The organism is Endozoicomonas sp. ALE010 (genome assembly GCF_049310165.1).
In the GTDB taxonomy this organism is placed as follows: domain Bacteria; phylum Pseudomonadota; class Gammaproteobacteria; order Pseudomonadales; family Endozoicomonadaceae; genus Endozoicomonas.
The window spans coordinates 1-17,921 of the sequence record NZ_JBLYNV010000045.1 but is presented as its reverse complement, the minus strand read 5'-3'; the positions used below and the strand labels follow the sequence as shown (position 1 = coordinate 17,921).

At 46.7% G+C, this 17,921-nt stretch carries 15 protein-coding genes and 1 pseudogene; 6 read left to right on the top strand and 10 right to left on the bottom strand.

Annotated features, from left to right (window positions below; genetic code table 11):
• Nucleotide 1: 1 nt before the first annotated feature.
• The 5 genes from ctaD to ACO6UY_RS17045 all read right to left on the bottom strand — a co-directional run bounded on the left by ctaD (nt 2) and on the right by ACO6UY_RS17045 (nt 6,613).
• Nucleotides 2-1,594, bottom strand: a complete 1,593-nt coding sequence (ctaD, locus tag ACO6UY_RS17065; RefSeq protein WP_422444374.1) for a cytochrome c oxidase subunit I — start codon at nt 1,592-1,594, stop codon at nt 2-4.
• Between the two features lie 11 nt (nt 1,595-1,605).
• Complete coding sequence (gene coxB, locus ACO6UY_RS17060; protein ID WP_422462025.1) at nt 1,606-2,793, bottom strand: cytochrome c oxidase subunit II; 1,188 nt, start codon at nt 2,791-2,793, stop codon at nt 1,606-1,608.
• A 775-nt stretch (nt 2,794-3,568) separates the two neighbouring features.
• The gene (locus tag ACO6UY_RS17055) at nt 3,569-4,498 is read right to left on the bottom strand and encodes a hypothetical protein (protein WP_422462023.1); all 930 of its coding nucleotides are present in this window, start codon (nt 4,496-4,498) and stop codon (nt 3,569-3,571) included.
• A gap of 246 nt (nt 4,499-4,744) precedes the next feature.
• Nucleotides 4,745-5,641: a hypothetical protein gene (locus ACO6UY_RS17050; protein WP_422490715.1), complete on the bottom strand. Its 897-nt coding sequence runs from the start codon at nt 5,639-5,641 to the stop codon at nt 4,745-4,747.
• 60 nt (nt 5,642-5,701) lie between these two features.
• Nucleotides 5,702-6,613, bottom strand: a complete 912-nt coding sequence (locus tag ACO6UY_RS17045; protein WP_422444382.1) for a hypothetical protein — start codon at nt 6,611-6,613, stop codon at nt 5,702-5,704.
• Between the two features lie 416 nt (nt 6,614-7,029).
• Between ACO6UY_RS17045 and ACO6UY_RS17040 the strand changes: the two genes are divergently transcribed.
• A complete protein-coding gene (locus ACO6UY_RS17040) occupies nt 7,030-7,680 on the top strand; it encodes a hypothetical protein (protein ID WP_422466242.1) in 651 nt (216 codons plus the stop codon).
• 203 nt (nt 7,681-7,883) lie between these two features.
• Here the strand turns inward: ACO6UY_RS17040 and ACO6UY_RS17035 are convergent, their stop codons facing one another.
• The 3 genes from ACO6UY_RS17035 to prlC all read right to left on the bottom strand — a co-directional run bounded on the left by ACO6UY_RS17035 (nt 7,884) and on the right by prlC (nt 11,098).
• Entirely contained in the window at nt 7,884-8,429 is a 546-nt protein-coding gene (locus ACO6UY_RS17035) for a hypothetical protein (protein WP_422490714.1), read from the bottom strand.
• Between the two features lie 224 nt (nt 8,430-8,653).
• Nucleotides 8,654-8,908, bottom strand: coding sequence for a YheV family putative zinc ribbon protein (locus ACO6UY_RS17030; RefSeq protein WP_422444386.1), 255 nt, complete (start codon nt 8,906-8,908; stop codon nt 8,654-8,656).
• A 141-nt stretch (nt 8,909-9,049) separates the two neighbouring features.
• Complete coding sequence (gene prlC / locus ACO6UY_RS17025; protein WP_422462013.1) at nt 9,050-11,098, bottom strand: oligopeptidase A; 2,049 nt, start codon at nt 11,096-11,098, stop codon at nt 9,050-9,052.
• A gap of 310 nt (nt 11,099-11,408) precedes the next feature.
• Between prlC and ACO6UY_RS17020 the strand changes: the two genes are divergently transcribed.
• The 3 genes from ACO6UY_RS17020 (at nt 11,409) to ACO6UY_RS17010 (ending at nt 13,082) form a co-directional block, all read left to right on the top strand.
• Nucleotides 11,409-11,975: a gamma carbonic anhydrase family protein gene (locus tag ACO6UY_RS17020; protein WP_422444390.1), complete on the top strand. Its 567-nt coding sequence runs from the start codon at nt 11,409-11,411 to the stop codon at nt 11,973-11,975.
• A 191-nt stretch (nt 11,976-12,166) separates the two neighbouring features.
• A complete protein-coding gene (locus ACO6UY_RS17015) occupies nt 12,167-12,397 on the top strand; it encodes a hypothetical protein (protein ID WP_422444392.1) in 231 nt (76 codons plus the stop codon).
• Between the two features lie 94 nt (nt 12,398-12,491).
• Nucleotides 12,492-13,082, top strand: a complete 591-nt coding sequence (locus ACO6UY_RS17010) for a YhgN family NAAT transporter (RefSeq protein ID WP_101745362.1) — start codon at nt 12,492-12,494, stop codon at nt 13,080-13,082.
• Nucleotides 13,083-13,330: 248 nt separating this feature from the next.
• Here the strand turns inward: ACO6UY_RS17010 and ACO6UY_RS17005 are convergent, their stop codons facing one another.
• Nucleotides 13,331-13,879, bottom strand: coding sequence for a recombinase family protein (locus tag ACO6UY_RS17005; RefSeq protein WP_422466248.1), 549 nt, complete (start codon nt 13,877-13,879; stop codon nt 13,331-13,333).
• Between the two features lie 146 nt (nt 13,880-14,025).
• Between ACO6UY_RS17005 and ACO6UY_RS17000 the strand changes: the two genes are divergently transcribed.
• Complete coding sequence (locus tag ACO6UY_RS17000) at nt 14,026-15,702, top strand: DUF4158 domain-containing protein (protein WP_422444396.1); 1,677 nt, start codon at nt 14,026-14,028, stop codon at nt 15,700-15,702.
• A gap of 23 nt (nt 15,703-15,725) precedes the next feature.
• On the top strand, nt 15,726-16,991 hold the full coding sequence (locus tag ACO6UY_RS16995) for a transposase (RefSeq protein ID WP_422490712.1): 1,266 nt from the start codon (nt 15,726-15,728) through the stop codon (nt 16,989-16,991).
• A gap of 629 nt (nt 16,992-17,620) precedes the next feature.
• Here ACO6UY_RS16995 and ACO6UY_RS16990 read toward each other — a convergent pair.
• A pseudogene (locus tag ACO6UY_RS16990) lies at nt 17,621-17,761 on the bottom strand (IS256 family transposase); the annotation flags it as partial.
• Nucleotides 17,762-17,921: the final 160 nt, after the last annotated feature.

Below are 17,921 nucleotides of genomic sequence, written 5' to 3'. Positions count from 1 at the left end.
TTTACTTTACATCCGGTGGTGTGGTGAAGGTGTGATAGGGGGCTGGTGATGGCACACTCCACTCTAACCCTTCAGAACCTTCCCAGGGCTTGGCCTCGGCTTTTGCTCCCCCCCTGATGCATTTAATCACGATAAACAGGAACAGGAGCTGCGTGGTTCCAAACATAAAACCACCAATACTGGCCATTTCATTGAAGTTGGCAAACTGCAGTGCGTAGTCCGGTATCCTGCGTGGCATGCCCGCCAGCCCGACAAAGTGCATTGGGAAGAACGTCAGGTTCATCCCGATAAAGGACATCCAGAAGTGCACTTTGGCCAGCGTCTCGTCATACATATAGCCAGTCCATTTTGGCAGCCAGTAGTAGCAGGCAGCATAGATGGCAAAAATTGCCCCCGGCACCAGTACATAGTGGAAATGAGCCACCACGAAATAGGTGTCGTGATATTGGAAGTCAGCAGGGGCAATTGACAGCATCAGTCCTGAGAAACCACCAATGGTAAAGAGCACCACAAAGGCGGTGGAGAAGAGCATCGGGGTTTCAAAGGTCATGGAACCACGGAACATGGTGGTCACCCAGTTGAATATCTTCACCCCGGTGGGTACCGCAATCAGCATGGTGGCGTACATAAAAAACAGCTCGCCAATCAGCGGGATGCCCACTGTGAACATGTGATGCGCCCAGACAATAAACGACAGAAAGGCGATACTGGCGGTTGCGTACACCATGGAGGTATAGCCAAACAGGGGCTTACGGGCAAATGCTGGAATAATGGCAGAGACAATCCCGAAGGAGGGGAGAATCATGATGTACACTTCCGGATGCCCGAAAAACCAGAAAATATGCTGGAACAGTACCGGATCACCACCACCACCGGCATTGAAGAAACTGGTACCGAAATGAATATCCATCAACATCATGGTCACTGCACCCGCCAGCACCGGCATTACCGCAATCAGCAGATAAGCCGTGATCAGCCAGGTCCAGACAAACATGGGCATTTTCATCATGGTCATCCCCGGAGCCCTGAGGTTCAGGATGGTCGCGATGATATTAATCGCCCCCATGATGGAAGAGATCCCGAGCATGTGGATGGCAAAGATGAAAAATGTTGTTGAAGGCGGTGAATAGTCTGTTGATAGTGGCGCATAAAAGGTCCAGCCGAAGTTGGGGCCACCACCTTCCATAAACAAGGTGCTCACCAGCATCACGGCAGCAAAGGGCAGAATCCAGAAGCTCCAGTTGTTCATCCGCGGCATGGCCATATCCGGAGCCCCGATCATCATGGGAATCATCCAGTTAGCCAACCCGACAAATGCCGGCATAACGGCACCGAATACCATGATCAAACCGTGCATGGTGGTCATCTGGTTGAAAAAAGCCGGTTCGACAATCTGCAGTCCGGGCTGGAACAGTTCAGCCCGGATGATCATGGCCATGGCCCCACCGGTCAGAAACATAATGAAGCTGAACCACAGGTACATGGAGCCAATGTCTTTGTGGTTGGTGGTCAGAACCCAACGCATCAATCCTTTGGCAGGCCCGTGATGATGCTCCTGATCCAGGGAAGAAGCAGTATCTGTTACCGAAGTCATATCTACTCTCCTTACAGGCTCGCCTGCTGGTTATCTGGCATGGTCTGCTTGGCCGGATCTTCTACATATTCGCCAGTTTTCTTGTACTCCACAATCTCTTGAGGGGTCACCATTTCACCGGTGTCATTGCCCCAGGCATTCCGCTCATAGGTGATCACGGCAGCAAGGTCCACCTCACTCAGCTGGCCGGCAAAGGCCTGCATTGCTGAGCCCTTCTTACCGTTCATAACAATATCGACATGCGCCCCGATCTGATCCGCTTCAGTGGCCATCGGGCTGCCTTTCAGCGCCGGGAAGATCGGCGGCATGCCGGCACCATTGGGCTGGTGACATACAGCGCAAGCCTTGGTGTAGGCCTGCTCACCTCTGTCCATCAATTCCGCCATGGTCCATGTTTTGTCGGTCAGCTCACGCTCTTTGCCCGCTGCGGTTTTTTTCGCCTGCAGCCAGGCGTCATAGTCTTCCTGTGACTTGGCCTCAACCACAATGGGCATATAGCCATGATCCTTACCACACAGTTCGGCACACTGCCCACGGTAAGTACCGGGCACTTCAATATTGGTCCAGGCTTCGTTGATAAATCCTGGAATAGCGTCACGCTTGACTGCCAGGGCAGGCACCCACCAAGAGTGAATCACGTCAGCAGCGGTCACCAGAAAGCGAACCTTTTTATCCACAGGAATCACCAGCGGCTCATCCACTTCCAGAAGATAGTTGGGGTTTTTGTCCCGAACATTTCTGATCTGTTCCCGGGGTGTACTGAGGTTACTGAAAAAAGAGACATCTTCTCCGACATATTCATACTGCCACTTCCATTGATAGCCGGTAATTTTGATATCAATATCGGCCTCGTCAGTATTGTAGATTTCCACCAGCGTTTTGGTCGCCGGAATGGCCATCAGCACCAGGATCAGAAAAGGAATGGATGTCCATACAATCTCAACCAGTGTGCTTTCATGGAACTGGTGAGCTACTGCGCCCTTGGATTTACGGTGCTTGAAAATGGAATAAAACATGACACCAAAGACAATCAGGCCGATCACGACACAGATCATCAATATGGTCATATGGAGTCCGTAGATATTCCGGCTGACCGCCGTCACACCTTCGGTCATATTGACTTCCCATGCAGCACGGCTACTACCCGTTACAGCCAGCCCCGCAAGAAGAAGAAAGAGAGATTTCGCCTGCTGCATCATTATTCCCTTACATCCCCTGACTATCCGCTGATCGCAGCGGAAACTTCTTATTATTATTGTGCAGATTTGTTGCGCTGCTTTACTTCTCAGAGGTGCGACTGCCAACGGAGCAGTTTTTCGTCCGGTTGCCTGTGTCACGATACTGACCTTTCCAATGGTCTTGTGTTGTTACCAGCGTTCATCGTCTCCACCCCATGATAAAGCCCGTTTGTGTCATTTACGCAGGTAAACCACAGATGGTTTATTGAGAGGAAGCGAGATTACTTATAATTATCTGATCTGAAAAACCCCACTACATCTATTCAAGAGCAGATATGCAATCAGTATTGAGACCAAAACAAAATGCTTAGCAAACACATAACTGCAAATCCAACACCTCATGCCATAAAAATCCTATGGCAAATCATTCAAAGCAGAACACTCTAAGTCTGACAATAATCGTTATAGAGTATAGTTCTAAAAAACCATTAAACAACATGCTGAAAGAAAATGAAATCGCCAATTTTAAAATACTATAAATGTCGTTTAATAGACTCCTGACATTTCCCATATCACGCCTGTAAAGGGCTGTAATTAAACAATATTTTATTCAGGTTCTATGGTACAAAAATTTATAACCAAGACATTCTGTTGTAACTAAAGACAATCCCCTGTGCAAAAATCAGAGAAGCAGTAAGTCTAACCAGGCTCTATCACCCTTTATAAACAGGGTTCGCCGTTGCCTCTTTGGGATCTTATGAAATCAAACGTTAAGCCACCTGCAAAAATGGCTGTGTTACGACAATTTCTGCTTCTGTCTCATAAACATTTTGAAGCGCTCATACATTTCCCAGTTTTCCATAACACTGTATTTACAGTTGTCGCAGACCGTTACACAACCGGCTTTTAATATGCCATAGTGGCACGTTTTAACGGGTTTACTCAGCTCCCTTTTCAGCCAATACCTTATAATCTTTATTTCATCCAGGCTCCAGCCATCACGCAGGGGCATGCACTCCTTGTTAAAAAATTCGTGAAATTCTTCATCGTCTTTGCTCCAGAGAATGCTCAGGGGAATATTATTTTTAACAATAAAGTCGTTAACGTCTTCACACTCTTCGTCATTCACGAATGCCCACAAATAATTAATACGCTCATGTTTAGCCAGGATCATTGCACTGTGGAACCGGGCCAGTGCCTGATACTCTTCGGGAGCGAACAACTCTTTACCAGACCAGTCTTTGTTCAGGAACTCAGTCAGCTCTGCAGGCAACTTTGCTAATATTGAATCAGCCAGTGACTTTGTTTCATCCTCAGTAGGGCTATCTTCTCTCTTTCCGTCTATCCATCGTTTCCTCAAAAATTCAGATATGTTAAATTCAAGACTGTTTTTAAGTTTTTCCGGGTTGATCTCCAAATCGAGACCGGGAGCGCGTCCGAGGTGAGAATTACAGGGATAAACAAGTAATAAATCATTTTCCTGAAACTTTACCTTAGGTTGTTCTGGCTTTATTTTTACGGTACAAGACGTTAGAGCAGTGATCAGATGTTCATCCACCGACTGCTCTGGACTCCCTGCGCAGACCTGTTGATTGGGAATATAGCGTGCACAGGCAGGAGCCTCATAAACTGACCCATTGGATCCTCCAGTGGCAATAATTGGACAATTGTCTGATTCGGGCATAAGTACAGGGGTCTTAACAGTGGAACTTGCTAACGGATGCATAGCAATTCATATCCTTTAATTTGATAATCGGATTCTATCGATTTATCCGAACGGGTGAATTAATTTATTTCTGTCGATCCAACAGTAAGCAGAGACTTGCCATCTTTAATCATCAGTTCCAGCAATCGCCGACCATTGCCAGAGGCAAGGACCGATGGCCTTTTTGCCCTCGGACAATTCCTTACTTGATAAGACAAGGAGTCTTATGAAAATTCAATCGATAAACCACCTGAGATATTTACTGTGTTACGGCGATCCCTTACCCTGACTCATCAGCATTTTAATGTGTCCGTATGGTTTCCAGTTTTCAGTAATACGGTAAATGCATTCATCACAAACCGTCACACAGTCGGCTTTGAATATACCATAATGGCACGTTTTAATGTATTCGTTCATCCGTTCAGCTTCAGGATAATCCTGACACCGCTGCAGTTCCTCATTCAACCAATACTGAATGAGTTCTAGTTCTATTTCGTCTTCTTCGTCTTCGCTCCAGCCAGCACGCAAGGGTAAACACTCCTTTCTAAAAAATTCGTTAAATTCATCTTCCTCTTTTTCACTCCGGTAGTCCAAATCTTCATCTTCAAGCAAAATAATTGCGCTGTGGAACCTCGCCAGGGCTTGATACTCATCGGGAGCAAACCACTCTTTATCGGACCAGTCTTTGTTCAGGAACTCAGTTAGTTCTGCAGGCAACCTTGCTAATATTGAATCAGCCAGTGATTTTTTTTCCTCCTGAGTAGCAGGACCTTTTCTATGTCCACTTATCCAACGTTCTCTCAAAAATCCAGTTATGTGATAATCAAGCCTGTTTTTAAGTTCTTCTGGATTGATCTTCAAATCAAGAGTGGGTGTTGTGACTCTTCTCACAGAATTACAAGGATAAACGAGTAATAAATCATTTTCCTGAAACTTTGTCGGTGGTTGTTCAGGCCCTGCTTTCACGACACAAGACGTTTGAGTAGTTATTTGACGTTTATCCAGTGGGTGCTCTGGGCTCTCTGTGGAATCCGGAAGATGGCGTAAAGAGGCAGGAATCTCCTGAACTTTACCATTCGACTCAGCAGATGCAATAGCTTGAGGGCTGTCTGATTTGGCCAGAGGTAAATGTGGCTGAACAGGAAAATTTACTGATGAATACATAAGTACTTATTTCCTCTAGTTTGGCTCAAAGACACCATTTTCGGCAAACCAGTGGCAGTCTTATGACAATTTTTCCAACTGGCTCTCAAGGTTTTTAATGCGATTATATGCAGCCCGGCTTTCATGTATGCGGTAACTACGGTCGCAGATTGACACACAATCAGCTTTTAATGGGCCATAATGACAATAATCGACGTAGCTCTTCAGGCGATCATGGTCAGGATATTTCTGACAACGTTTCAATTCGTAGTTCAGCCACTCCTTAATATACCGCACTTCGTCTTCGCTCCAGCCTTTGAGCAGAGGTAAGCACTCCTTTATCAAAAATTTTTTAAATTCACCGCACTTTTCGTACCCGTAACTTGGGTATTCCCAACCTTGTTCTTCACATATCTCGTAATCCATAAGATCGTCTTCATTGAAAAAAATAAATGCAAAATGGAACTTCGCCAGAGCTTGATACTCCTCGGGGACAAACCAGTCTCTACCAGACCAGTCTTTGTTAAGGAACTCATATAACGCTGCCGGCAACCTTGTTATTATTGAATCTGCTAATGACTGTTCTTCTTCCCGGGTGGGTTCATCTTCGATCTGAAACATTTCATAACGATCATCCAATATGCCATGAATATGCCATCTAAGGGCATCTTTCAGTTTTCCCGGATTTACGTGCAAATCCACACTGGAGTGGTCAGAAAAATCTTGTGGGTAAATCAGCAATATATCATTTTCCTGAAACTTCGTCGGTGATTTGCCAAGCTCTGTTTTTACGACACCAGGCTTAACAGCAGTAATTTGTTGTTCATCCAGTGAGAGCTCTGAACGCTCCCCGGAATCAGGTAGCTGGCGTGAACAGGAGGGTGTTATCTGAACGTTGCTATTGAATGCAGTTGCGATAGCAGCTTCGCTGACTTCTGGTTCAGACGGTGGTAAAGGTATTGGCTGAGCATCAGAATTTGCTAACGGAGGCATAGCTCTACAGACCCTTTAGTTAATTTGAGGCCATAGATTTCAGTCAGACAAAATTGACGACTTCCATCGCTTTTCATTTCGCGGTCATTGGATCCAATTGAACAACAGATAGTTCCGGTCTGTTGAAAAAAATTTCTATCATTCCAGGCACCCCTGAGATGCCTCTGGAAAAAGCTGGCATAGCATATATTGTGTGCCATTTTTTTGACTGCACAACAGATTCCAAAATTTAGAAAAACCCTTATTTTGCAGTGTTTTTTATATTATTTTTTATTTATAAAAATATTGAAATATATGAAAAATGAATATTTACCGTCTCTTGTTTTATAGTTGGTACTATGGTTTTTTAAACATCTACCAGACAGCCATTGCCAGTCATTCCTGCTGGCACGAATGGATGAACACAGGGGGTCAATATGGATGTACAGGCAATCCGACAGTTAATCCTTCAGGTCAAAGAGTTGGAATCGCAAAGCAGACATCTGCAAACGCTTATCAGTGATCGGATTGAACAATTACATCGCACAATTGAGCTGCCTGATGATAATGCCTGTGAGACATTGCTGATCTTTACGATGGATTATATTGACCATGTGCCGGATTTTCTGGAAGCGCTTAATGAAGCCTCCCGGCAAGTGGGTATTCATCGGTTTATCTCACCATTTCTGGATATTGCTGAAGAAAACTTTATGGCGGCCATAACCCGGGATCAACCCGTTTCCGGGCTCGATTTATTGCTTGATAAAGCCTATTTTGCCCATCGGCTTATTGAAGAAGTAAACGACCAATATCTTGTAAAAACCGGATCAACGCTCATCCCCATGAATATGACCTGGGCGAACCTGATTGTTCATTCAATATTGGGGGAAAAGTTTGCCAATGCCCTGGATGTGATTGTGGATAAAACGGTGGATCAGATGATGCGCTCGCAAGCGATTTATCATGAAGAGAAATTCCGGGAGTTTATCCATGATCGCAGTGCTGAGGAGTGGATCAGGATCTGGTCACGCTGGAACTGCCTTTCCAACAACCTGGGTATTGAGCTTAAATTTACAGCCTCGGCCTGAACCAGCCAGCCTGATGAACTTTAATTTTATTTCAGTGTCTTAATGATAACCAGTCTACGGTTCCGGTACCCTGACAACATTTGATAAAAGATAATAGAGGTGATCCGTAATCGCAGTACTAACAAGCGGTAAGAATAGGGGATGGTGAAACTGTTCATCAACAAACTGAGCAACCACTTCTGCGATGTGATCTGTATTTTTCGTTATACCTTTTTTCCAGTGATTTCCTCGTTCTCCATAACAATCATTGTCGATCGGACTGATTCACCGTGAATGGGGGTTTTAACTCCGTAAGGCGCCTGTATTTGATCAAGCTCTTCAGTGCTGGATAGCCGAACTACAGGGTCTGATCTCTCTACGACTCTATTCCTGATAAAAAAATTGTTTTTTACAATTATGATGCCTGTAGTTAAGCCTAAGGTTGAACCAACCAGACCTCCGACTATGGCACCATCTATCGCACCTTTTGCAGCTAGCTCTGTTCCCAGGTCATTTTCCAGGAAAAAACCCACGCCACCTCCGATGCCACCTCCCAGAACACCGTTAATGGCACGCATTAATGCAGTATTTCCATTACCCGGATGAACAACCACTGCACTTGTTGCACCACCAGCCATACCGCCTACTACAGCTCCTGCCATACCACCTGCTATAGCCCCGGCAATACCACCAGTAACACAGCCTATAGCTCCTCCTACAGTCGCACCCACTGAGGCATCTTCTAATACCAGCATCAAGCTTCTGAACACATCTAACCTTGTGACCTGAAGTCCTCTAAACGTGCAACATTGCTTCTCAAGATTGAAACACTGCCGGGAGGCCTGTAAACACAGCGCTTCTTCAGGAGTCACGGATACCGGTGCTGGTGGTAACATACAAACTGAACTTGCCCCCGGTTGTTGCCGGGCAGCTCTGGTTGGTTGTCAAAATCCAATTATTTCACGCAGTAAGGTAGACCATCATCAATGCACCCTCACGGCTTTTTTACAGGTGGATCATCAACAAATCGAATAATGTCGGTATGATCATCCAGAATACTCTCTTCCCGGGCAATACGGGCCTCTGGCAAATTCCCCTCCAGCCTCGGATTGACTTCCATCTCATCGCTGAAGCCGCATTCCACGCATTCCCGGTAATCCCGCTCAGTCTCACTGCGGAACATTCGAACTGAATCCATTGTGCCGCAGGAAGGGCATACCGCTCCTGCAATAAAGCGCTTGGTTTTCATGGCTCTTAATCCCTGACTGATGTGACAGTTATACGCAACAGAAAGCACCTCAAGCGCTCTGCTGCGTATTTATTTCAAATAGCCGTCATTTAACGGCAAAACTTATCATGGTTGGTGCAAAAAACTGCAAAGCCCAAGCCATTAAGCCGTTTGAATACCGCTGTGTCGCAGCAACGCATCAATCTCTGGCGCTCGGCCGCGGAAGTTGACAAACAGCTCCATAGGTTCAGCAGAACCGCCTTTTTCAAGCACCTCATGGAGGAAGGACTCACCGGTTTCCCGGTTAAAAATCCCTTCTTCCTCAAAGCGTGAAAACGCGTCAGCGGATAACACCTCAGCCCATTTATAGCTGTAATAGCCCGCAGCATAACCACCGGCAAAGATATGGCTGAAACTGTTCTGAAAACGGTTGAAAGATGGCGGCATCACCACTGCCACTTGCTGGCGCACCTGATCCAGCACGGACTGAACATCAATGTTATCGCGATATTCCTTGTGCAGTTTGAAGTCAAAAAGTGAAAACTCCAACTGCCGGACCATCATCATGGCAGACTGAAAGTTTTTTGCCGCCAGCAATTTATTCAGCATCGCTTCCGGCAGCGGCTCGCCGGTTTCAAAATGACCGGAGATAATGGCCAGCCCTTCCTTCTCCCAGCACCAGTTCTCCATAAACTGACTGGGCAGTTCGACAGCATCCCAGGCAACGCCACTGATGCCAGAAATCGCCGCATAATCCACTTTGGTCAGCATGTGGTGCAGACCGTGACCAAACTCATGGAACAGGGTTACCACTTCGTCGTGGGTTAACAGCGCCGGTTTATCGCCCACCGGCGGTGTGAAGTTACAGGTCAGGTAGGCCACCGGCAGTTGTAACTTGCCATCCTGTTGCCAGCGGGAACGGCAGACATCCATCCAGGCACCACCACGCTTATGTTCCCTGGCATAAAGGTCCAGGTAAAAGCGACCGATCACCTCTCCTTCTCTGGTGATGTTGAAAAAGCGCACATCTTTATGCCAGGTATCCACGTTATCCACGGTGGCAAACTCAACGCCATAGAGTCGATTGACCACGTCAAACATTCCGGCAATGGCTTTTTCCGCCGGGAACCATGGGCGCAGTTCTTCCTGGGAAATGGCGTACCGCTGCTGCCGGAGTTTCTCGCCATAATAGCCAACATCCCAGGCTGCAAGATCTTCAACGCCGTACTCTGCTTTGGCAAACGCTTTCAGTTCCGCCAGCTCCTGCTCCGCCTGAGGCTTGCTTTTGGCGGCCAGGTCTTGCAGAAATTCAATGACTTTATCCGGGGACTCCGCCATCTTGGTGGCCAGGGAGTATTCAGCGTAGTTCTCAAAACCCAGTAACCGGGCCAGTTCATGGCGAAGCTGCAGAATCTGCCTCATGTTGTCCGTGTTATCAAACTCCCCGGCATTTGGCCCCTGGTCAGACGCGCGGGTAGAGAAGGCGGTGTAAACCTCTTTCCTGAGCTCCCGGTTATCGCAATAGGTCATCACCGGAAAGTAGCTTGGAAAATCCAGATTCAACAACCAGCCCGCCTTCTCTTTTGACTCAGCCAGCTGCCTTGCCCCGGCCAGGGCAGACTCGGGTAATCCGGCCAGCTCCGATTCATCGGTAATCAGCTTGCTCCAGGCCATGGTGGCGTCCAGAACATTGTCAGAGAATTTGCTGGTCAGTTCCGACAGCTGTTTTTTGATCTCGCCGTAACGGGATTTCTGCTCATCTTCCAGGGCAACACCGGCTAAACGGAAATCCCTGAGGTTATCGTTAATCACTTTCTGCTGAGCGCTGTCCAGCTGCTTAAACGCTTCAGAATCTGCCAGAGACTGGTAAGCCTCAAACAACTGACGGTTCTGGCCAAGACGGGTAGAGTATTCAGATAGCAGCGGCAAACAGCCATTGTACGCTTCCCGCAGTGCTTCACTGTTGACGACCGCGTTCATATGACCAACCGGTGACCATGCTTGCCCCAACCGGTCATCCAGCTGATCCAGGGGCTCCTGCAAAGAGTGCCATCCGAAAGCGGCACCTCCAAGAGCGGCACCGGAAGCCAGTAACGCGGCAAGCGCCTTTTCATTATCAGCAATAATGGATTCAATGGCGGGTTTTACATGTTCCGGCAGAATTTTGGAAAATGGGGGAAGTTCACTGGATTCCAGTAGCGGGTTAATCATAAGACAGCTCTCTATACTTTTTAAATTTCATGGTAATTATTGGTAATAGATGGGTGCGTCATCCGGTGAATTCAAGCAGAATCCGGTCAATGCACCAGGAGGCTGTCCGAGAATAGCGCCCGTAGCGAGGATGGCAGAAAATTGAGGATAAAAAGTCGGAATTTTTTAGTCAATAGTGGTTCTATTTACTAAAAAATTCCGACTTTTTAGACCAATTTGCTGCCACCGCAGTAGGGCAGTCTATTCTCGGACAGCCTCCTAGCCATTATTTGCATCCACTGAGGCAGAAACACCACAGGAGCCCCGCTCAATGAGTCAAGCCATCCGAAGCTTCAATCATAAAATGCCAGTTCTTGGCGAAAGGGTCTATATCGACGACAGTGCGGTTGTGCTTGGCGATGTCACGATCGGGAACGATAGCTCGGTATGGCCAACGGCGGTTATTCGTGGCGATATGCATTCCATCCGTATTGGCGACAGAACCAGCATACAGGATGGTTCAGTTCTGCACATTACCCATGCAAGTGATTACAACCCCGCTGGCCATCCGTTGACCATTGGTGATGATGTAACGGTAGGGCATAAAGCGGTTTTGCATGGTTGTACTATCCATAACCGGTGTCTGATTGGTATTGGTGCCATTATTCTGGATGGTGCCGTGGTGGAAGAAGAGGTGATTGTCGCAGCCGGTTGTCTGGTTCCCCCGGGCAAGCATCTTGAGAGTGGTTTTGTCTACAAGGGAAACCCGGCCAAAAAAACACGGGAACTATCGGAAACAGAGCGTAGTTTCTTCCAATACACCGCTGGAAACTATGTCAAACTGAAAGATAACTATCTTGAAAATCAGGCTCTTGATAGTCAGGCTCTTGATAAATAGTAGAAGGGCTGCATCCAGCCCTTGATCAAGTCCTTAGTACCACTTAAAAATCATAACGTTAATTACTCCCCCTGCATTTTTTAATCATCCTTGTGACTTAAGTAGTAATGACTCACAGACTGGTCATAACTAATCTGAATTTATCAATACAAGCTATGACTGTTTTCAAGCACTGAGACAAGGAATTTAATATGAGTCAACTTTACAATGTGAACCAGGAAAACAACCCTATCTATAGACAAGCCGAGTTAGCCGATGCGGCCAAAGACAGAGCTGATATAGAAAAATCCAGGGAAGCAGCCCTGGAGTACCACACCAGGCTCCAGTTGGAAGATACCATTGATCTTGACGGCAATGGTGACGGCAGGAGCAACGATTCCCGCTTGCTGTCTATCCTTGCCCGCCAAAGAGTCTTAGGCTGATTTAATGCACTGAATATCCCACCGGAGGCCTTTCTATGCCTCTGGTGAATATGTTATAAGCGCTCCCTGATAAACACAGCTGGCTTTTTCAAACATGGACATTTACTCAACCGTTATACTGCTTTTCCTGATCATGGATCCTTTGGGCAATATGCCTGTCTTTATCTCAGTTCTGAAAGGAGTTCCTGAACAGAGGCGTAGCAAGGTGCTTATCAGAGAGCTGCTGATTGCCCTGGTTATTCTTCTGATCTTCCTTTTTGCCGGAAAATACCTGCTGCTATCACTGCATTTGAAGCAGGAATCGGTGAGTATTGCCGGTGCAATTATCCTGTTTATTATCGCCATTCGCATGATTTTCCCATCCAGCCGGGGTGGTGGCATCATGGGCAGTACCCCAGACGGTGAACCATTTATTGTTCCCCTGGCGATTCCCCTGATTGCCGGCCCATCCATTCTGGCAACGCTGATGCTGGTCTCCAGCCAGCATCCGGGAAATCAGTGGCCACTGGCCATGGCCGTTTTTATCTCCTGGGCATTGAGCGCTGCCATTCTGATGATGTCGGGTAAAATTATGAAATTACTGGGTAGTCGGGGCATATTTGCCATTGAGCGGCTGATGGGGATGATCCTGGTGATGCTCTCGGTGCAGATGTTTATGGATGGTATTGCTCACTATTCGGCATAGTAAATACTTACTGACTGCTTCCTGAAAACAATCAACAAACCGGAAGCAGTCCCTGTACAAGCCCACCATATTTCCACTATCATCGAACTATTTGCCGCCTAAGTTTTCTACCATGGATCTAGATACCTGCGCCAAGGCTCTGAAAGAGTTGGGTCACCCTTCACGACTTGGAATCTACAAACGCCTGGTCAGGTCTGGCCATCAGGGGGGTTTGTGCCCATTCCCTCGAAAAGTTCACTGTACAAAAACTAGACCACTTTTTTTAACCTGAAATAAGTTGCCCTGGATACACCAGACCTCTCCATTACGTCTTTCATGGGTACTCCTTCACTAATCATGGCTTTGGCTTGATCGGTGCTTTTGTGGGGCTTCCTGCCAAACTTAACGCCAGACTCTTTGGCAGCTAAACGACCTTCGTTGGTACGTTCAAGAATGCGCTCTCGCTCTGCTTCAGCAACAGCCGCCAATATCTGGATAATCATTTTTCCCATCGCCCCTTCAGTGCTGAGGCTGTTGTCCAGGAAACGAATGGAAATTCCTTTTTTGTAGCAGCTATCAACGATCTTGATCATGTCTGCCGTGTTACGGCCTAAACGATCCATCTTGGTACAAATGATGGTGTCATCTCTTTCGGCTCTGGTCAGCAGTCGTTGCAGTCCATTTCTGTCGTCTGTTTTGCCGGTCATTTTGTCGGTGAATATCCGGTCTTCACGAACTCCGGCTTTTTTCAGGGCTGAAATCTGAATATCCAGTTTTTGTTGAATCGTTGAAACTCTTGCGTAGCCCAGAAGTGCCATTTTGATCGATCTCAGTATCAAATATCGAAATTGATACTATCAGGTCTCAGAACTAGAAAAACAAGATTTTTGATACCTTTTTTCTCACGCTTCTGTACAGTATCAGATTTTCTAAATTTTGATACCTGAAAAAGTATAAGCGACATATGTCTCAGAAGAACGAGAAGCGGATTCACATTCTAAGCCCAAATGAAGTCAGGGAACTCTACGAACGGCCAGTATTTAATCAGGCTGATCGGGAGGACTATTTTTCCCTTGATCCTCATATGCAGAAAATCATTGATGGTTTGGAAAAACTGGAAACCAGAATCTATTTCATCCTTTTGGTTGGCTACTTTCGAGCCAAGCCAGTAATTCCAAAATTCACCCTGGACGATGTGGCCAGAGATGCAGAGTATATTCGAAAAACCTATTTCCCTAATGAAAACATTGCTCTGGATCAGCTGCCCAAGAGTACCCGCTCTAAACTGGTTGGCAAGATGCTTGAAACATTGGGTTTTGCTCGTTTGTCGAAAGCTCACCAGACACACCTGATAACACGGATGAAGGATGTTGCCACCATCTGTACCGATCCGAGATATATTTTTGATGAAGGACTCGCCTTTCTTGGTCAGCAGCGGATAGCACTGCCAGGTTACACCAGTTTACAAAATCTGGTGACAGAGGCTCTTGTGGGGGAGCAGCAGCGCATCGAGGCTGTCCTCTCAGAGCAGATGTCAGAAACCACACAACACAAGCTGAACAAGATACTCACGAACAAAGGCGCACTGAACAGCCTGTCAGTATACAAAGGATCAGCCCGTGACTTCTCACCCTCTGAACTTGACCGGGAGCTGGAAACCCATAAGACCATCAAGGAAATCTATCCTGAATTAAAGTCACTGATTTCCTCTTTGGGTTTGTCGCAAGGCAATATGGCTTACTATGCCTCCATCGTCCGGCACACTTCTGTTTATAAGGTTCGTCGGTATCCTCACTGGCAGGGACTCTTATATCTGGCCTGTTATCTGTATTTCCGCTACCGGGAAACTAATGACAAGCTGGTCACTTCATTCTGTTATCTGGTTCGGAAATACCGAGACGCGTCTAAAGCCTATGCCCAGCAGAAAGTCGGAGAGGAACTGGAGGCCGTCCGCGAAAAACTGAAGTTTGCCGGGAATATTCTGCATTATTTTGTGGATGAAAACGTCAGTGACAGCCTGACTTTCGGTGAAGTCCGCAAGCAGGCTTTTTCTCTGGTCTCCAAAGAAGAACTGGGAGCGATAAGTAAACACCTGAACAAAAGTGACTTCGACCTGGCCGGATACCGTTGGGAATATATTGATAAGCAGTCCAGGAAGGTGGCCAACACTCTGCGTAAATTGTTCCTCGCTATTGATGTGGAGTGTGATAGCAACCAGATCACTCTATCTGAACAGCTCGAACACTCCAGAACGGAGCTGGCTGAGAAGCGCAAGCTCACCACTTTTAATCAGAGTTTCATCAAGAAAAGCGAGCGACCATACCTGATCGATGATGGAACGCTTCATGCAAAACGCTTTGAGTTTTACCTGTATTACCGAATCAGCAAACATCTGGACAGTGGCAAGGCATATATTACTGAAAGCGAGAAAAATAAACGGCTGGAGGATGACCTGATTCCTGTCAGGGATTGGGAAAAACACAAAGAATTCATCATTGCCAAGACCGGCCTGCAACGCCTATTGACACCGGTTACTCAAACTCTGGATGAACTTGAGGGGCTACTCAATGAACGCATGACTCAGGTAGGCGAAACCATCGCCAGCGTGATGACATTGATAACCCCATTTACAGCCAGATAAAGCATATGGGGATTATCGAAATCATGAATTACGTTAACCGAAAAACCGGCTTTCTGGATGCATTTGAAGGAATCTCTACAAGGAAACGTAATACCAAGGCTGAGGAGGATGATCTGATTGCCTGCATTTTTGGTAATGGCACCAATTACGGGCTTCAACGGATCGCGGCGATTTCAGACCGCAGTGTCGGAGTTTTGCGTGGTGTTAATGATGCGTTTGTCCGACCTGAAACGATCAGTGCAGCGAATGACTTGATCTCCAACGGAATCGCCAGACTGCCGATATTCAAGCACTATACCATCAACGAGTCAGCTCCTTTCGGTAGCATTGACGGGCAAAAATATGCTTGCCGTATCAATACCTTCAAGGCCCGCTATTCCGCCAAATATTTCCGGAAAGGGAAAGGCGTGTCTGCAATGACGCTGGTCTCTAACCATGTGCCGGTTAATACCGCTGTCATTTCCCCAAATGAGTACGAAGGTCACTTTGCTTTTGACCTGCTCTACAACAACAGCAGTGACATCCAGCCCAAGTCTCTGGCAACAGACACCCACGGCATCAACAATGTCAATTTCGCCATACTGGATATGTTTGGCTATCAGTTTTCTCCCCGTTATGCGCGGTTCAAGCGAGCTTTCAATGATCAGTTTGAGGTAGTTGTTGAGAAAGGTGATGTGAAAATCAGGCTGAAAAAGCCTATAAACCGCAGGCTGATTGAGCAGGAGTGGGATCAGATTCAGCATATTGTCTGCTCGCTGAGCCGCAAGTCTACTCAGCAGGGCACTGTGATCAGAAAGCTTTCCAACAATAAACGAAACAGCAGAATCCTGTCAGCCCTGCATGAATATGACCGGCTGATCAAATGCCTTTACCTGCTTGATTACGTCGATAACAAAACTCTGAGGCAGTTCGTGCAGCAGGCACTAAACCGGGGTGAGGCTTATCACCAGCTCCGAAAAGCCATCGCTTCTGTTAATGGCAACCTGTTCCGGGGAGGTAATGATTACCAGATCGACCAATGGAATGACTGTGCCAGGCTGATCGCCAACAGCATCATTTACTACAACTCGGCTCTACTGTCGGCTCTGATTGAAAAATTCCAGAAAGACGGCAACCAAAGAGTCGTCGATATGATTGCAAGATTCTCACCTGTTGCCTGGAGCCACATACAGCTTGCAGGAAACTATGTCTTTGGCAACCGTGATGGTTTGTTGAACCTCTACAGTATGCTGGAGAGTGTTGACCCTCTGGCAAACTATGAGCCTGACGATCAGGATCTTGCGGCTTAGACACTGAAAATGGTATTGATAACATTCTCGCCTTGGCAGAACGCATAGATAGATAGCTTGCTGGTGAAAAGAGAAGAAAGACCTGTCAAGCTGACCAATAATCATTGAAGTCAGCGGTTCCCACAAAGAAGTCATCTAACCTATTGATAAATAAAGATTAAACCCAAAAAAGACTGCGATACTGTGTTTAAATATTCCATTAAATATCAATGGGTTAGCCTATTTGCGGGAATCGCTGCATTGAAGTGGCAAGTTTCTGCTTTGCCGCTTCCCTAAAGCCAGCACTTAGGGTAGACATTAAGCAAAACCTCATTGTTATCAAGGGCTGTAGAGGCTACGTAGAGGCATTACTGACCTCTTGCATAGGGCCTCGGCCTGCAAAATTGCTAAATATAAAGCACCATGTTTTGTGTACTTTGACTGCATGGAAGCCGTTAGTTTTGCGACGGTTCTCGATGAGTACCTTGATTAACATAGGCTTCGGTTGATCAACCAAAAGTACACCTTTCAAATCCTCTGTGTAATTTGTTATGTACTTCCGGAAGTCTTCATAACCGTGACATGCAGGCAGATTTCAGCATAAGTATACGGTTTTTGCTTTATATTCATTGCTTTTGCAGGCCGGACACCAAGTGCTCATCCAGCTCGGCGTTCAGCGCTGTTTCGATGGCGACTTTGGAAAGCATTTGGGTGAAGTCGCTTAAATCACTTTCTGTCTTAATGGATTTTGCGGCTTCACGGGCGAAGGCTTCAAGCTGTTGCTTGTTCATGGTGCCTATCCTCAATCAAAACTGATTATAAGATAGGCAGAGACACAGTTTTATTCACAGTCTCGACCCCTTGGTACGCCCGGCATGGGCATGAACTGATGGGGTGAAAGTCCCCTGTGGGAGAACCTACATCTGACTGGCGGTAAAGACGCCTGCTGAT